General features: G+C 45.5%; 17 protein-coding genes. All 17 read left to right on the top strand.

Annotated features, from left to right (window positions below; genetic code table 11):
- The first annotated feature begins 75 nt into the window (after nt 1–75).
- The 17 genes from spoIIR (at nt 76) to atpD (ending at nt 13,935) form a co-directional block, all read left to right on the top strand.
- A complete protein-coding gene (gene spoIIR, locus NST79_RS19305; protein ID WP_003227654.1) occupies nt 76–750 on the top strand; it encodes a stage II sporulation protein R in 675 nt (224 codons plus the stop codon).
- 66 nt (nt 751–816) lie between these two features.
- Nucleotides 817–1,260, top strand: coding sequence for a hypothetical protein (locus tag NST79_RS19300; RefSeq protein WP_003244265.1), 444 nt, complete (start codon nt 817–819; stop codon nt 1,258–1,260).
- Nucleotides 1,261–1,416: 156 nt separating this feature from the next.
- The gene (locus tag NST79_RS19295; RefSeq protein ID WP_015251011.1) at nt 1,417–2,457 is read left to right on the top strand and encodes an L-threonylcarbamoyladenylate synthase; all 1,041 of its coding nucleotides are present in this window, start codon (nt 1,417–1,419) and stop codon (nt 2,455–2,457) included.
- A 78-nt stretch (nt 2,458–2,535) separates the two neighbouring features.
- Complete coding sequence (locus NST79_RS19290; RefSeq protein WP_003227661.1) at nt 2,536–3,093, top strand: manganese efflux pump MntP family protein; 558 nt, start codon at nt 2,536–2,538, stop codon at nt 3,091–3,093.
- 75 nt (nt 3,094–3,168) lie between these two features.
- Complete coding sequence (gene prpB, locus NST79_RS19285; RefSeq protein WP_015384897.1) at nt 3,169–3,621, top strand: protein arginine phosphatase PrpB; 453 nt, start codon at nt 3,169–3,171, stop codon at nt 3,619–3,621.
- A gap of 156 nt (nt 3,622–3,777) precedes the next feature.
- Nucleotides 3,778–4,227 carry a ribose 5-phosphate isomerase B gene (gene rpiB, locus NST79_RS19280; protein ID WP_029318712.1) on the top strand — a complete coding sequence of 150 codons (450 nt, stop codon included), beginning with the start codon at nt 3,778–3,780 and terminating at the stop codon, nt 4,225–4,227.
- 12 nt (nt 4,228–4,239) lie between these two features.
- Nucleotides 4,240–4,782: a TIGR01440 family protein gene (locus NST79_RS19275; protein ID WP_029318713.1), complete on the top strand. Its 543-nt coding sequence runs from the start codon at nt 4,240–4,242 to the stop codon at nt 4,780–4,782.
- 206 nt (nt 4,783–4,988) lie between these two features.
- Nucleotides 4,989–6,236 carry a serine hydroxymethyltransferase gene (gene glyA, locus NST79_RS19270; RefSeq protein ID WP_003227669.1) on the top strand — a complete coding sequence of 416 codons (1,248 nt, stop codon included), beginning with the start codon at nt 4,989–4,991 and terminating at the stop codon, nt 6,234–6,236.
- Nucleotides 6,237–6,370: 134 nt separating this feature from the next.
- On the top strand, nt 6,371–7,000 hold the full coding sequence (gene upp / locus NST79_RS19265) for a uracil phosphoribosyltransferase (RefSeq protein WP_003227670.1): 630 nt from the start codon (nt 6,371–6,373) through the stop codon (nt 6,998–7,000).
- 422 nt (nt 7,001–7,422) lie between these two features.
- Complete coding sequence (atpI, locus tag NST79_RS19260) at nt 7,423–7,806, top strand: ATP synthase subunit I (protein WP_003243159.1); 384 nt, start codon at nt 7,423–7,425, stop codon at nt 7,804–7,806.
- Nucleotides 7,807–7,813: 7 nt separating this feature from the next.
- Entirely contained in the window at nt 7,814–8,548 is a 735-nt protein-coding gene (gene atpB, locus NST79_RS19255; protein ID WP_003242621.1) for a F0F1 ATP synthase subunit A, read from the top strand.
- A 45-nt stretch (nt 8,549–8,593) separates the two neighbouring features.
- Nucleotides 8,594–8,806 carry a F0F1 ATP synthase subunit C gene (gene atpE / locus NST79_RS19250; RefSeq protein WP_003151167.1) on the top strand — a complete coding sequence of 71 codons (213 nt, stop codon included), beginning with the start codon at nt 8,594–8,596 and terminating at the stop codon, nt 8,804–8,806.
- A 162-nt stretch (nt 8,807–8,968) separates the two neighbouring features.
- Nucleotides 8,969–9,481, top strand: coding sequence for a F0F1 ATP synthase subunit B (atpF, locus tag NST79_RS19245; RefSeq protein ID WP_003244051.1), 513 nt, complete (start codon nt 8,969–8,971; stop codon nt 9,479–9,481).
- A complete protein-coding gene (locus tag NST79_RS19240) occupies nt 9,478–10,023 on the top strand; it encodes a F0F1 ATP synthase subunit delta (RefSeq protein WP_003243176.1) in 546 nt (181 codons plus the stop codon). The genes atpF and NST79_RS19240 overlap by 4 nt, the downstream gene beginning before the upstream one ends.
- A 16-nt stretch (nt 10,024–10,039) precedes the next feature.
- Nucleotides 10,040–11,548: a F0F1 ATP synthase subunit alpha gene (gene atpA / locus NST79_RS19235; protein WP_003243657.1), complete on the top strand. Its 1,509-nt coding sequence runs from the start codon at nt 10,040–10,042 to the stop codon at nt 11,546–11,548.
- Nucleotides 11,549–11,624: 76 nt separating this feature from the next.
- The gene (atpG, locus tag NST79_RS19230) at nt 11,625–12,488 is read left to right on the top strand and encodes an ATP synthase F1 subunit gamma (protein ID WP_003244388.1); all 864 of its coding nucleotides are present in this window, start codon (nt 11,625–11,627) and stop codon (nt 12,486–12,488) included.
- A gap of 25 nt (nt 12,489–12,513) precedes the next feature.
- On the top strand, nt 12,514–13,935 hold the full coding sequence (gene atpD / locus NST79_RS19225) for a F0F1 ATP synthase subunit beta (RefSeq protein WP_003227686.1): 1,422 nt from the start codon (nt 12,514–12,516) through the stop codon (nt 13,933–13,935).
- The last annotated feature ends 13 nt before the right edge of the window (nt 13,936–13,948 follow it).

Raw genomic sequence — 13,948 nt, 5'->3', positions numbered from 1 at the left:
CTGCACGTTTATCCCAGGCTCTCCTTGTCCATAATAGGGCTAGAAACAAAGCACGGAGAGGAACGGTGGGGACCGATGAAAAAAACAGTAATCATTTGTATATATATCTTTCTTTTATTATCCGGAGCGCTCGTAGGGCTGGCAAAAGAAGAGACGGCACAAAAATCGGAAAATCAGCCGGTGGTCATACCTGATCAGGCGATTCGTTTGAGAATACTGGCAAACAGCGATAGTGATCAAGACCAGCAATTAAAACGTCATATAAGAGACGCGGTGAATAAAGAAATCACAACTTGGGTAAAGGATATTACTTCTATTGAAGAAGCGCGTCGCGTGATTCGTTCAAAGCTGCCTGAAATCAAAGCAATTGCAAAGGAAACAATGGAGAAAGAAGGAGCGAATCAGTCGATATCCGTTGATTTTGACAAAATCTCGTTTCCGACAAAGCTTTACGGCAACATGGTATATCCCGCTGGTGAGTATGAAGCGATTTTGATTACGCTTGGAAACGGAGACGGCGCCAACTGGTGGTGTGTGCTGTTCCCGCCCCTCTGCTTTCTTGATTTTTCTAACGGGGAAGCCGTCAAAGAACAAGAAGATAAAGAAGCCTCAAAAAAGCAGACTGAAAAAGTGCTTGAGGACGTAACCGCTAAAGCGGAAAAAGCCAAAAAAGAAGAGAACGAAGAAAAAGAAGACGGCACAGAAGTGAAATTCTTTTTAGTCGAATGGATTTCCGACCTTTTTTCCTAATCATCTGGTCTAAAAATAGATTTGCCTCATAGATTGGAAGAAAGAACGCAAAAACGGGGTGAACGGATGTTTTATCAACTGCGGGTGGCAAGGGAAAAAGACGGAGATGTGCTCGAGGCATTTTTAAAACAGGCGAAAACCAGCTATGAAGGTGTGAAAGAAGGCTTCACTCAATTTCTTATGCTGGAGGACAGTGAGAAAAACATTGCCGGATGCCTCGGTATTGAAAAAATAAGCTGTGACCAGGGGCTGCTGCGATCACTTGTCATATCGGACAAGCTTCACCAAGGCCATATCGTCACGCTTTTTCAAAGCATGGAGGTGCTGTGCGAAAAGCATCAGATCAAAACCGTGTACCTAGTAGCAAATCAGCATTCCTCTGCGGATTTTCTGACGGCCATGGGTTTTGAAAGAGCTGAGAGTGTACCGGAGGAGCTGTTTTCTTCTGATCACTTCTGTGAATCGCGGCAAACAGAAGGAGCCGTTTTGATGAAAAAAGCGTCTGGATAAGTGCAGTTTATACACATACTTATCCACTTCTTTATTAGCGTTGTCCACAATTTGTGGATAACGCTTGTTTTATTACAGGACATCTTTTATACTTTCAAAAGGATTACACGCGTAAAACAATCGTTTTATTGTTGTGAATAAGGAGTTTGGTCAGAAATGAAAACGAAAAGATGGTTTGTGGATGTAACTGACGAGTTATCCACAAATGATCCACAAATTGCACAAGCAGCCGCTTTGCTCCGAGAAAATGAGGTCGTTGCCTTTCCGACAGAAACAGTATATGGCCTAGGCGCAAACGCAAAAAATACGGATGCCGTCAAAAAAATATATGAGGCGAAAGGGCGGCCGAGCGATAATCCCCTGATTGTCCACATTGCGGATATCAGCCAGCTTGAGGATTTAACGGGCCCGGCGCCGGAAAAGGCGAAAACATTGATGAAACGGTTTTGGCCGGGAGCACTTACGCTCATACTGCCTTGCAAACCTGGTGCGCTTTCACCTCGTGTAACGGCAGGTCTTGAAACGGTTGCCATTAGAATGCCGGATCATCCGCTTGCCCTTGCATTGATTCGCGAATCGGGACTGCCGATTGCAGCACCGAGCGCCAATCTATCAGGCAAGCCAAGTCCCACAAAAGCAGAGCATGTGGCACACGACTTGGATGGCCGCATAGCCGGTATTATGGATGGAGGCCCTACCGGAATCGGGGTCGAATCAACCGTGCTTTCATGTGCGGACGACATCCCTGTTCTCCTGCGTCCGGGCGGCATTACGAAGGAACAAATTGAAGCGGTGATCGGGCCGATTCATGTGGATAAAGGGCTCAGCGACCAAAACGAGAAGCCGATTTCTCCAGGGATGAAATATACACATTATGCGCCGACAGCGCCGCTTGCCATTTGCGAAGGCAGCCCAGAGCGCATTCAGCATCTCATTCAAGAATATCAACAGGGCGGAAGACGGGTCGGTGTCCTGACGACAGAAGAAAACGCGGGCGTTTATTCCGCTGATTATGTGAAGAGCTGCGGAAGACGGGCTCAGCTTGAGACTGTTGCGGCAGGGCTGTATGATGCTTTGCGCAGCTTTGATGAGAATAAGGTGGACTTTATTATTGCGGAATCCTTTCCGGACACAGGTGTCGGTCTCGCTATTATGAACAGGCTGATGAAAGCCGCCGGAGGAAGAGTGATTCGCTGAAAGCAGTCAGATGTTCTAACCCTTTTTGGACACGCATAGGCTAAAAAAGCGGGGCGTGTCCAAGGGGGTTATTTATGTATGTCGGATTTGTTTATAGGCGAACTGATTACATTAAGCATCATGGCGTTTGCTTTAGGGATGGATGCTTTTTCTGTCGGCCTTGGAATGGGCATGGTCAAACTTAGAAAGAAGCAGATATTCTATATTGGTTTCATCATCGGCCTCTTTCACGTCATCATGCCTCTCGCAGGGATGGCGGCCGGTAACATGCTGTCAGGGCTCCTCGGCGTGTTAGCGGTTTATATCGGTGGGGCGCTGCTTTTTGTTCTTGGGGTTCAAATGCTTATGGCCTCTTTTAAACAGTCAGAAGAACGATTCATGTCACCGGCAGGGCCGGGCTTATTGCTGTTTGCCATCGGTGTCAGCCTTGACAGCTTTTCCGTCGGCTTGAGCTTGGGGATATACGGCTCGCATCCGCTCCTCACAATTACCCTGTTCGGGCTGTTCAGCATGATGTTGACATGGCTGGGCCTGCTGGTCGGAAAACAAGTGCAGTCATGGCTTGGCACATACAGCGAAGCGCTCGGGGGCATCATATTAATCGTGTTTGGATTAAAGCTGCTTTTGCCAATTTAATATACCAATAAAAGAAACGAAGTCGCCGTTTCTTTTTTCTTCATATATAATAGAGAAAAATAAGGGGTGACTGACATGGATATTATTTTTGTCTGTACTGGAAATACGTGCCGCAGCCCAATGGCTGAGGCGCTTTTTAAATCAATTGCAGAAATGGAAGGGCTGAATGTCAATGTCCGCTCGGCAGGTGTGTTTGCTTCACCTAATGGGAAAGCGACGCCTCATGCAGTCGAAGCGCTGTTTGAAAAACATATTGCCCTTAATCATGTGTCTTCTCCATTAACTGAAGAACATATGGAGTCGGCTGATTTGGTTCTGGCTATGACCCATCAGCACAAGCAGATCATTGCCAGCCAATTTGGACGTTATCGTGATAAAGTGTTTACGTTAAAAGAATATGTCACAGGCAGCCATGGTGATGTCATCGATCCGTTCGGCGGCTCAATTGACATCTATAAACAAACGCGAGATGAGCTTGAAGAGCTTCTTCGGCAGCTGGCAAAACAGCTGAAAAAAGACCGCAGATAAGTTGTCAGAAAATCTGTAAACAGGTCATTTGCAAATCCTGCGTGAAGGAGTAGAATATAGTGAAAAGCACATCATATGGTGTGAATCAAAGAGCGGACAGGCTGCGCGGTCAATAAAGCGGGCGGGCCGCATCACACACGCTGGGAGGAAAAGCAGATGAAAGTAGCCATTGCATCGGATCATGGCGGCGTTCACATTCGAAATGAAATCAAAGAGTTAATGGACGAATTGCAAATTGAATATATTGATATGGGCTGTGACTGCGGCAGCGGCTCTGTCGATTATCCGGATTATGCTTTTCCGGTGGCCGAAAAAGTGGTTAGCGGCGAAGTTGACAGAGGCATTTTAATTTGCGGGACAGGCATCGGCATGAGCATTTCCGCTAATAAAGTAAAAGGGATTCGCTGCGCGCTGGCGCACGATACCTTCAGCGCGAAGGCGACGAGGGAGCATAATAACACAAACATCCTTGCGATGGGTGAACGGGTGATCGGACCTGGTTTGGCTCGGGAAATCGCAAAAATCTGGCTGACTACTGAGTTTACCGGGGGAAGACACCAAACGCGTATTGGAAAAATTTCAGATTATGAAGAGAAAAACCTGTAGGGGTGCTGTTTAATGAATGAGTTGAAACAAACGTGGAAGACGATGCTGTCTGAGTTTCAGGACCAAGCGGAATTGAAACAAGATCAGCTCTTCGTCCTTGGATGCAGCACGAGCGAAGTGGCCGGCAGCCGGATCGGCACATCGGGCAGTGTAGATATCGCTGAAAGCATCTACAGCGGACTTGCTGAGCTCCGGGAAAAAACGGGAATCCATCTGGCGTTTCAATGCTGCGAGCATTTAAACAGAGCGCTTGTCGTCGAAGCAGAAACAGCCAAGCTGTTCAGGCTTCCAACCGTTTCTGCCGTGCCCGTTCCAAAAGCGGGCGGAGCGATGGCGTCTTATGCGTTTAAGCAGATGAAGTCTCCTGTTCTTGTTGAAGCCATTCAGGCTGACGCCGGAATTGATATAGGCGATACGTTTATCGGCATGCATCTGAAGCCGGTGGCTGTCCCTGTGCGTGTCTCTCAAAACAGCCTCGGTTCAGCTCATGTGACATTGGCGCGTACACGGCCGAAACTAATCGGCGGAGTGCGGGCGGTTTATGAGTGCGAATGAAAGGACTGCATAGCCAGTCTTTTCTTTTATTTTAAGACAGTGAAATAAATTCCGAACTTTAAATTAAATTTAAGTTATTAATATTCGTTTTTACCAATAAAAATTTAGATTTTTTAAAAATAATCTTTTACATCGGCCTTAAAAACCATGTACAATAGTGATGGTAAAAACAAAGAACAGGATACGGATAGGAGAGGATCTCGCTGATGAAACATTTACCTGCGCAAGACGAACAAGTGTTTAACGCCATTAAAAATGAGCGTGAACGCCAACAGACTAAGATCGAATTGATTGCTTCTGAGAACTTTGTAAGTGAAGCTGTTATGGAAGCACAAGGATCTGTTTTGACAAATAAATACGCAGAAGGATATCCGGGCAAACGCTACTACGGCGGATGCGAGCACGTCGATGTCGTTGAAGATATCGCCCGTGACCGCGCGAAGGAAATCTTTGGAGCGGAGCATGTAAACGTTCAGCCTCATTCAGGCGCACAAGCAAACATGGCAGTGTACTTCACGATTTTGGAGCAAGGCGATACTGTACTTGGGATGAACCTCTCCCACGGCGGCCATTTAACACACGGAAGCCCAGTCAACTTCAGCGGTGTTCAATATAACTTTGTTGAGTACGGCGTAGATAAAGAAACTCAATATATTGATTACGATGACGTGCGTGAAAAAGCCCTCGCTCATAAACCGAAGCTTATCGTAGCAGGAGCAAGTGCGTATCCTCGTACAATCGACTTTAAGAAATTCCGTGAAATTGCTGATGAAGTCGGCGCTTACTTCATGGTGGATATGGCACATATCGCAGGACTTGTTGCGGCAGGCCTTCATCCAAACCCGGTTCCTTACGCTGATTTCGTTACAACAACAACACATAAAACACTTCGCGGTCCTCGAGGCGGTATGATCCTTTGCCGTGAAGAGTTTGGCAAGAAAATTGATAAATCGATCTTCCCTGGAATTCAAGGCGGCCCGCTGATGCACGTTATTGCCGCAAAAGCTGTTTCATTCGGTGAAGTATTGCAGGACGATTTCAAAACATATGCACAAAACGTCATTTCAAACGCGAAACGTCTGGCTGAAGCCTTAACGAAAGAGGGCATCCAGCTCGTTTCAGGCGGAACTGACAACCACCTTATCCTTGTTGACCTTCGTTCGCTCGGACTGACTGGTAAGGTTGCGGAGCATGTACTTGATGAAATCGGTATTACGTCTAACAAAAACGCGATTCCATATGATCCTGAAAAACCTTTCGTAACAAGCGGCATCCGTCTTGGTACAGCTGCTGTAACCAGCCGCGGTTTTGATGGAGACGCATTAGAAGAAGTCGGTGCTATCATTGCGCTTGCATTGAAAAACCACGAAGACGAAGGAAAACTTGAAGAAGCAAGACAGCGTGTAGCTGCTCTGACTGATAAATTTCCTTTATATAAAGAATTAGATTATTAAGATCCTAAAACCCGCTTGGGCTTATGCCCGGCGGGTTTTTTGACGATGTTCTTGAAACTCAATGTCTTTTTTTGTAGAATCAATAGAAGTGTGTAATTGTTGATGGGACAATAAAAAAGGAGCTGAAACACAGTATGGGAAAGGTTTATGTATTTGATCATCCTTTAATTCAGCACAAGCTGACATATATACGGAATGAAAATACAGGTACGAAGGATTTTAGAGAGTTAGTAGATGAAGTGGCTACACTCATGGCATTTGAAATTACCCGCGATCTTCCTCTGGAAGAAGTGGATATCAATACACCGGTTCAGGCTGCGAAATCGAAAGTCATCTCAGGGAAAAAACTCGGAGTGGTTCCTATCCTCAGAGCAGGATTGGGAATGGTTGACGGCATTTTAAAGCTGATTCCTGCGGCAAAAGTGGGACATGTCGGCCTTTACCGTGATCCAGAAACCTTAAAACCCGTGGAATACTATGTCAAGCTTCCTTCTGATGTGGAAGAACGTGAATTCATCGTGGTTGACCCGATGCTCGCTACAGGCGGTTCCGCAGTTGAAGCCATTCACAGCCTTAAAAAACGCGGTGCGAAAAATATCCGTTTCATGTGTCTTGTAGCAGCGCCGGAGGGTGTGGAAGAATTGCAGAAGCATCATTCGGACGTTGATATTTACATTGCGGCGCTAGATGAAAAATTAAATGAAAAAGGTTATATTGTTCCAGGTCTCGGAGATGCGGGTGACCGCATGTTTGGAACAAAATAAAAAATGAAATCCCCAAAAGGGGGTTTCATTTTTTTATCCAGTTTTTTGCTATTCGGTGAATCTGTATACAATTATAGGTGAAAATGTGAACATTCTGTGGAGACGTAAAGTATAAAAAGTTTTTTAACTTTAAACAGATTGACACATGTTAGGGGCTATTGTATGCTAAACGAGGGTATTATGAGAAGGTTTTCATAGCTTTCATTATAGTCCTCATCCTCAATGTAAATCCTCTCAGCAAACCCGTATTATGAGGATTTATTTAAGCGAATGAAACAGCATCCCTGCAAGGCTTGCGGATGAATGATTTTTTCGAACAGGCCCGTTTTGCCGGTCAAAAAAGGTCTTCTACTAAGGGTTAACCGCTGATTTTTGCCGTATCCAAGCTATACATTATTTTTTCATCAGGAGACAGATAATTGATGGACGATCCCAAGCTTACATTTAGCAGACAACGCAAATATTTATTGTTCATTTTGGCAGTGTATGTACTGGGTTATGGTTTAACAGCGTATAAAACCGTTTTTTTAGGCCTTATTCTGGGAACTGTTTTCAGTTTGTTTAATTTTTTACTGCTCGTCAGAAGAATGAATGCTTTTGACAGAGCTGTTGAGAAAGGAAAGTCCATACGATCTCTCGGGAGCGCAGCGCGGTGGTGCAATGCGATTCTTGCTGTGGCTGTTGCCTATAAAAATCCCGAATACTTTCATATGGCAAGTACAGTTATTGGATTAATGACAATATACCCTGTCATTATGATAGATTCCTTTATCCAGCTTAAACGTTCATCAATGGAAGAGAGGTGAAAACCCTTTGAATCATGGTTACAGAACTATAGAATTTCTAGGTCTTACTTTTAATCTGACAAACATTCTGATGATTACTGTGGCGAGTGTGATTGTTTTATTGATTGCTATATTGACGACAAGAACGCTTTCGATCCGTCCCGGAAAAGCCCAGAACTTTATGGAATGGATTGTTGATTTCGTCCGCAATATTATTGGCAGTACAATGGATTTAAAAACAGGGGCTAACTTCTTGGCACTTGGTGTCACATTGCTGATGTACATATTTGTGTCGAATATGCTGGGGCTGCCGTTCTCTATTACAATCGGACATGAGCTCTGGTGGAAGTCTCCGACAGCCGATCCTGCCATTACATTAACGCTAGCCGTGATGGTTGTTGCTTTAACCCACTACTATGGTGTGAAGATGAAAGGGCTCAAGGAATATTCCAAAGACTATTTAAGACCTGTTCCATTCATGCTCCCGATGAAAATCATCGAAGAGTTTGCGAATACGCTGACTCTAGGTTTGCGGCTGTATGGTAACATCTTCGCCGGTGAGATTCTTCTCGGCCTGCTTGCGGGATTAGCAACAAGCCATTATTCGCAAAGCGTGGCTCTCGGTCTTGTCGGTACAATCGGTGCCATTCTGCCGATGCTGGCATGGCAAGCATTCAGTTTATTTATTGGTGCTATCCAGGCATTTATCTTTACAATGCTGACGATGGTGTACATGTCTCATAAAATCAGTCATGATCATTAAAACATTATATCCAAACGGATAACATTTTAAAGGAGGAACTTTTTCATGAATTTAATAGCAGCTGCGATTGCAATTGGTTTAGGCGCACTTGGTGCAGGTATTGGTAACGGTTTGATTGTTTCACGTACGGTAGAGGGGATTGCCCGTCAGCCGGAAGCAGGTAAAGAACTGAGAACTCTTATGTTCATGGGTATCGCATTAGTTGAAGCCCTTCCTATTATCGCTGTCGTTATCGCATTCTTAGCGTTCTTTGGCTAAGCATAAAAGCCTTATATGAACTAAAAATGGCGAAGATCATTCCAAGAGAACCTTCGCCATTGCTTTATGTCTGATAAGCATCCCGCCTTGCCGGCTGAAAAGAGACAAGTGCGGCTGCTGGATCAGCAAAGAAAAACCTGCAGAAGGGAGTTGCCGTAGTAGATGTCTCAATTACCACTTGAACTAGGATTGTCGTTTAACGGCGGAGATATCCTGTTCCAACTGTTAGCTATGTTAATCTTATTAGCGCTTCTGAAGAAATACGCTTTAGGGCCGCTATTAAACATAATGAAACAGCGTGAAGACCACATCGCTGGAGAAATTACGTCTGCTGAAGAAAAAAATAAAGAAGCGCAGCAGCTGATTGAAGAGCAGCGCGTTCTTTTAAAAGAAGCAAGACAGGAATCCCAAACTCTTATCGAAAACGCAAAGAAACTGGGAGAGAAGCAAAAAGAAGAGATTATTCAGGCTGCACGTGCAGAATCTGAACGTCTGAAAGAAGCAGCAAGAACTGAAATCGTGAAGGAAAAAGAACAGGCGGTTTCTGCTCTCCGTGAGCAAGTAGCGTCTCTTTCTGTCATGATTGCGTCGAAAGTGATCGAAAAAGAACTGGATGAACAAGCGCAAGAGAAATTGATCCAGGACTATCTTAAAGAGGTAGGAGAAAGCCGATGAGTGGATCAGCTGTCTCTAAACGATATGCATCAGCTCTTTTTGATATAGCCAATGAGTCCGCTCAGCTGAATCAAGTAGAAGAAGAGCTAATTGTTGTAAAACAAGTATTTCAAAATGAAAAAGCGCTTAATGATGTGTTGAACCATCCGAAGGTGCCGGCTGCGAAGAAAAAAGAGCTGATTCAAAATGCATTTGGCTCTTTGTCACAGTCCGTACTCAATACGATTTTTCTTTTGATTGACCGCCATCGTGCCGCGATTGTCCCTGAGCTCACAGATGAGTTTATCAAACTCGCAAATGTGGCCCGTCAAACAGAAGACGCAATCGTATATTCAGTGAAACCGCTGACGGATGCAGAAATGTTACCATTATCACAAGTGTTTGCAAAAAAAGCCGGAGTCGCTTCACTGAGAATCAGAAATGAAGTGCAGACGGATTTAATAGGCGGCATTAAAGTCCGCATTGGAAACCGGATTTATGACGGCAGCGTAAGCGGGAAGCTTCAGCGCATCGAACGTCAATTAGCCGGGGAAAATCGATAGAAGGGGTGAAACCTAAGTGAGCATCAAAGCTGAAGAGATTAGCACGCTGATAAAACAGCAAATACAAAATTATCAATCTGATATTGAAGTTCAAGACGTAGGTACAGTCATCCAAGTCGGTGACGGTATTGCACGTGTGCACGGCCTTGACAACTGTATGGCCGGTGAACTTGTCGAATTTTCAAACGGTGTTTTGGGTATGGCTCAAAACCTTGAAGAATCAAACGTAGGTATCGTCATCTTAGGACCTTTCAGTGAGATCCGTGAGGGAGACGAAGTAAAAAGAACAGGCCGCATCATGGAGGTTCCTGTTGGTGAAGAGTTAATCGGCCGTATTGTAAACCCGCTAGGCCAACCGGTAGACGGACTTGGCCCGATCCTTACAAGCAAAACTCGTCCGATTGAAAGCCCTGCACCAGGCGTTATGGACCGTAAATCCGTTCATGAACCGCTTCAAACCGGTATCAAAGCGATCGATGCACTGATTCCAATCGGCCGCGGCCAGCGTGAGCTGATCATCGGTGACCGTCAAACAGGTAAAACATCTGTTGCGATCGATGCGATCCTGAACCAAAAAGACCAAGACATGATCTGCGTATATGTTGCGATCGGCCAAAAAGAATCAACAGTCCGCGGCGTAGTAGAAACATTGCGTAAACACGGCGCGCTTGATTATACAATTGTTGTAACGGCGTCTGCCTCACAGCCGGCACCGCTTCTGTACCTGGCACCGTATGCTGGGGTTACAATGGCAGAAGAATTTATGTACAACGGCAAGCACGTTCTTGTTGTATACGATGATCTTTCTAAACAAGCGGCCGCTTACCGTGAGCTGTCCTTGCTTCTTCGCCGTCCGCCAGGCCGTGAAGCGTTCCCTGGGGATGTATTCTATCTTCATTCCCGTCTGCTTGAGCGTGCAGCAAAGCTTAGCGACGCGAAAGGCGCAGGATCAATTACAGCTCTGCCGTTCGTAGAAACACAAGCCGGAGATATCTCTGCTTATATTCCGACGAACGTCATTTCCATCACCGACGGACAGATCTTCCTGCAATCTGATTTGTTCTTCTCAGGCGTACGTCCAGCGATCAATGCCGGATTGTCTGTATCCCGTGTCGGCGGCTCAGCGCAAATCAAAGCGATGAAAAAAGTATCAGGTACTTTGCGTCTTGACCTTGCGTCATACCGTGAGCTGGAAGCATTCGCTCAATTCGGTTCTGACCTCGACCAAGCGACTCAGGCAAAACTGAACCGCGGTGCGCGTACAGTTGAAGTGCTGAAGCAGGATCTGAACAAGCCGCTTCCGGTTGAAAAGCAAGTAGCTATTCTTTATGCGCTGACAAAAGGATATCTCGATGATATTCCTGTGGCGGATATCAGACGTTTTGAAGAAGAGTACTACATGTACCTTGACCAAAACCATAAAGACCTGCTTGACGGAATTGCGAAAACAGGAAACCTTCCTGCTGATGAAGACTTCAAAGCTGCAATCGAAGGCTTCAAACGCACATTTGCACCAAGCAACTAACTCGAATGCTGATGAGAGAAAAAGGTTCTCTTTTTCTCTCTTTTTACGCAGATGAAGAGAAAAGGTGGTGAAATCTTTGGCCTCATTACGCGATATTAAGTCAAGGATCACGTCAACGAAAAAAACAAGTCAGATTACAAAAGCCATGCAGATGGTATCTGCGGCTAAGCTGAATCGTGCTGAAAACAATGCAAAATCATTTGTGCCATATATGGATAAAATCCAAGAGGTTGTGTCAAACGTCGGAAGAGTTTCCGGCAACGTGAAGCACCCGATGCTTCTCAGCAGAGAAGTGAAAAAAACGGCATACCTTGTCATTACGTCTGACCGCGGTCTTGCCGGCGCTTTTAACAGTTCGGTTTTACGGAGTGCTTATCAGGCCATGCAAGAACGTCATCAGTCTAAGGATGAGTATGCGGTGATTGCCATCGGAAGAGTGGGCCGTGATTTCTTTAAGAAACGGGAGATTCCGATCATTTCCGAGTTAACAGGACTTGGAGATGAAGTAACGTTTACAGAAATTAAAGATCTTGCCCGTCAAACGATTCAAATGTTTATAGACGGTGCGTTTGATGAATTGCACCTTGTTTATAACCATTTTGTCAGCGCCATTACTCAAGAAGTAACGGAGAAAAAACTTCTGCCGTTATCTGATTTGGGCAGCGGCGGCGGAAAAAGAACGGCGTCTTATGAATTTGAACCATCTGAAGAGGAGGTTCTGGAGGTTTTGCTTCCTCAATATGCAGAAAGCTTAATCTTCGGTGCGCTTCTTGACAGTAAAGCAAGTGAGCACGCTGCAAGAATGACGGCGATGAAAAACGCGACAGACAACGCGAAGGAACTTATCGATTCACTTTCGCTTTCTTACAACCGCGCTCGCCAAGCAGCCATCACACAAGAAATTACGGAAATTGTCGGCGGAGCAGCCGCTTTAGAATAGAAAGATTTTGTCAGGAGGGATAGCGATGAAGAAAGGACGCGTTAGCCAGGTATTAGGACCGGTCGTCGACGTGCGTTTTGAAGACGGTCACTTGCCTGAAATTTATAATGCGATTAAAATTTCACAGCCAGCTGCAAGTGAAAACGAAGTAGGTATTGATTTAACGCTTGAGGTCGCTCTTCATTTAGGTGATGATACAGTCCGTACAATCGCAATGGCATCTACGGATGGTGTTCAGCGCGGTATGGAAGCTGTAGATACAGGAGCGCCAATCTCAGTACCGGTTGGTGATGTAACACTTGGACGTGTATTTAACGTTCTCGGAGAAAATATTGATTTGAATGAGCCGGTTCCTGCGGATGCGAAAAAGGATCCGATTCACAGACAGGCGCCTTCATTCGATCAGCTTTCAACAGAAGTTGAAATTCTTGAAACAGGTATTAAAGTTGTTGATTTGCTTGCTCCTTACATTAAGGGCGGTAAAATCGGATTGTTCGGTGGTGCCGGTGTAGGTAAAACCGTATTAATCCAGGAATTAATCAACAACATCGCGCAAGAGCACGGCGGTATCTCTGTATTCGCCGGCGTAGGAGAGCGTACTCGTGAAGGAAACGACCTTTTCTACGAAATGAGTGACTCTGGCGTAATCAACAAAACAGCCATGGTATTCGGACAAATGAACGAGCCGCCGGGCGCACGTATGCGTGTTGCTTTGACAGGCCTTACAATGGCTGAGCACTTCCGTGATGTACAAGGACAGGACGTACTGTTCTTCATCGATAACATTTTCCGTTTCACACAAGCGGGTTCAGAGGTTTCAGCCCTTCTTGGCCGTATGCCTTCAGCGGTTGGTTATCAGCCGACGCTTGCAACTGAGATGGGTCAGCTCCAAGAGCGTATCACGTCTACGAACGTTGGATCAGTTACATCTATCCAGGCGATCTACGTGCCTGCCGATGACTACACTGACCCGGCGCCGGCGACAACGTTCGCTCACTTGGATGCGACAACAAACCTTGAGCGTAAATTAACTGAAATGGGTATTTACCCTGCGGTTGATCCGTTGGCATCTACATCACGCGCCCTTGCTCCTGAAATTGTCGGAGAAGAGCATTATGCGGTTGCGCGTGAAGTACAGTCAACGCTTCAGCGTTACAAAGAGCTCCAAGATATCATTGCGATTCTCGGTATGGATGAATTAGGCGAGGAAGACAAACTTGTCGTTCACCGCGCACGCCGTATCCAGTTCTTCCTTTCTCAGAACTTCCACGTGGCTGAACAGTTCACTGGACAAAAAGGTTCTTACGTGCCTGTAAAAGAGACGGTACAAGGCTTCAAAGAAATCTTAGCCGGTAAATACGACCATCTTCCAGAAGATGCGTTCCGTCTTGTAGGCCGTATCGAAGAAGTTGTTGAGAAAGCAAAAGAAATGGGTGTAGAAGTTTAATCTGGTCCTAGGA

The organism is Bacillus sp. PS196 (genome assembly GCF_037963555.1).
Classification (GTDB): domain Bacteria; phylum Bacillota; class Bacilli; order Bacillales; family Bacillaceae; genus Bacillus; species Bacillus subtilis.
The sequence above is the reverse complement of the archived record's forward strand: the minus strand, read 5'-3'. Positions and strand labels throughout refer to the sequence as shown.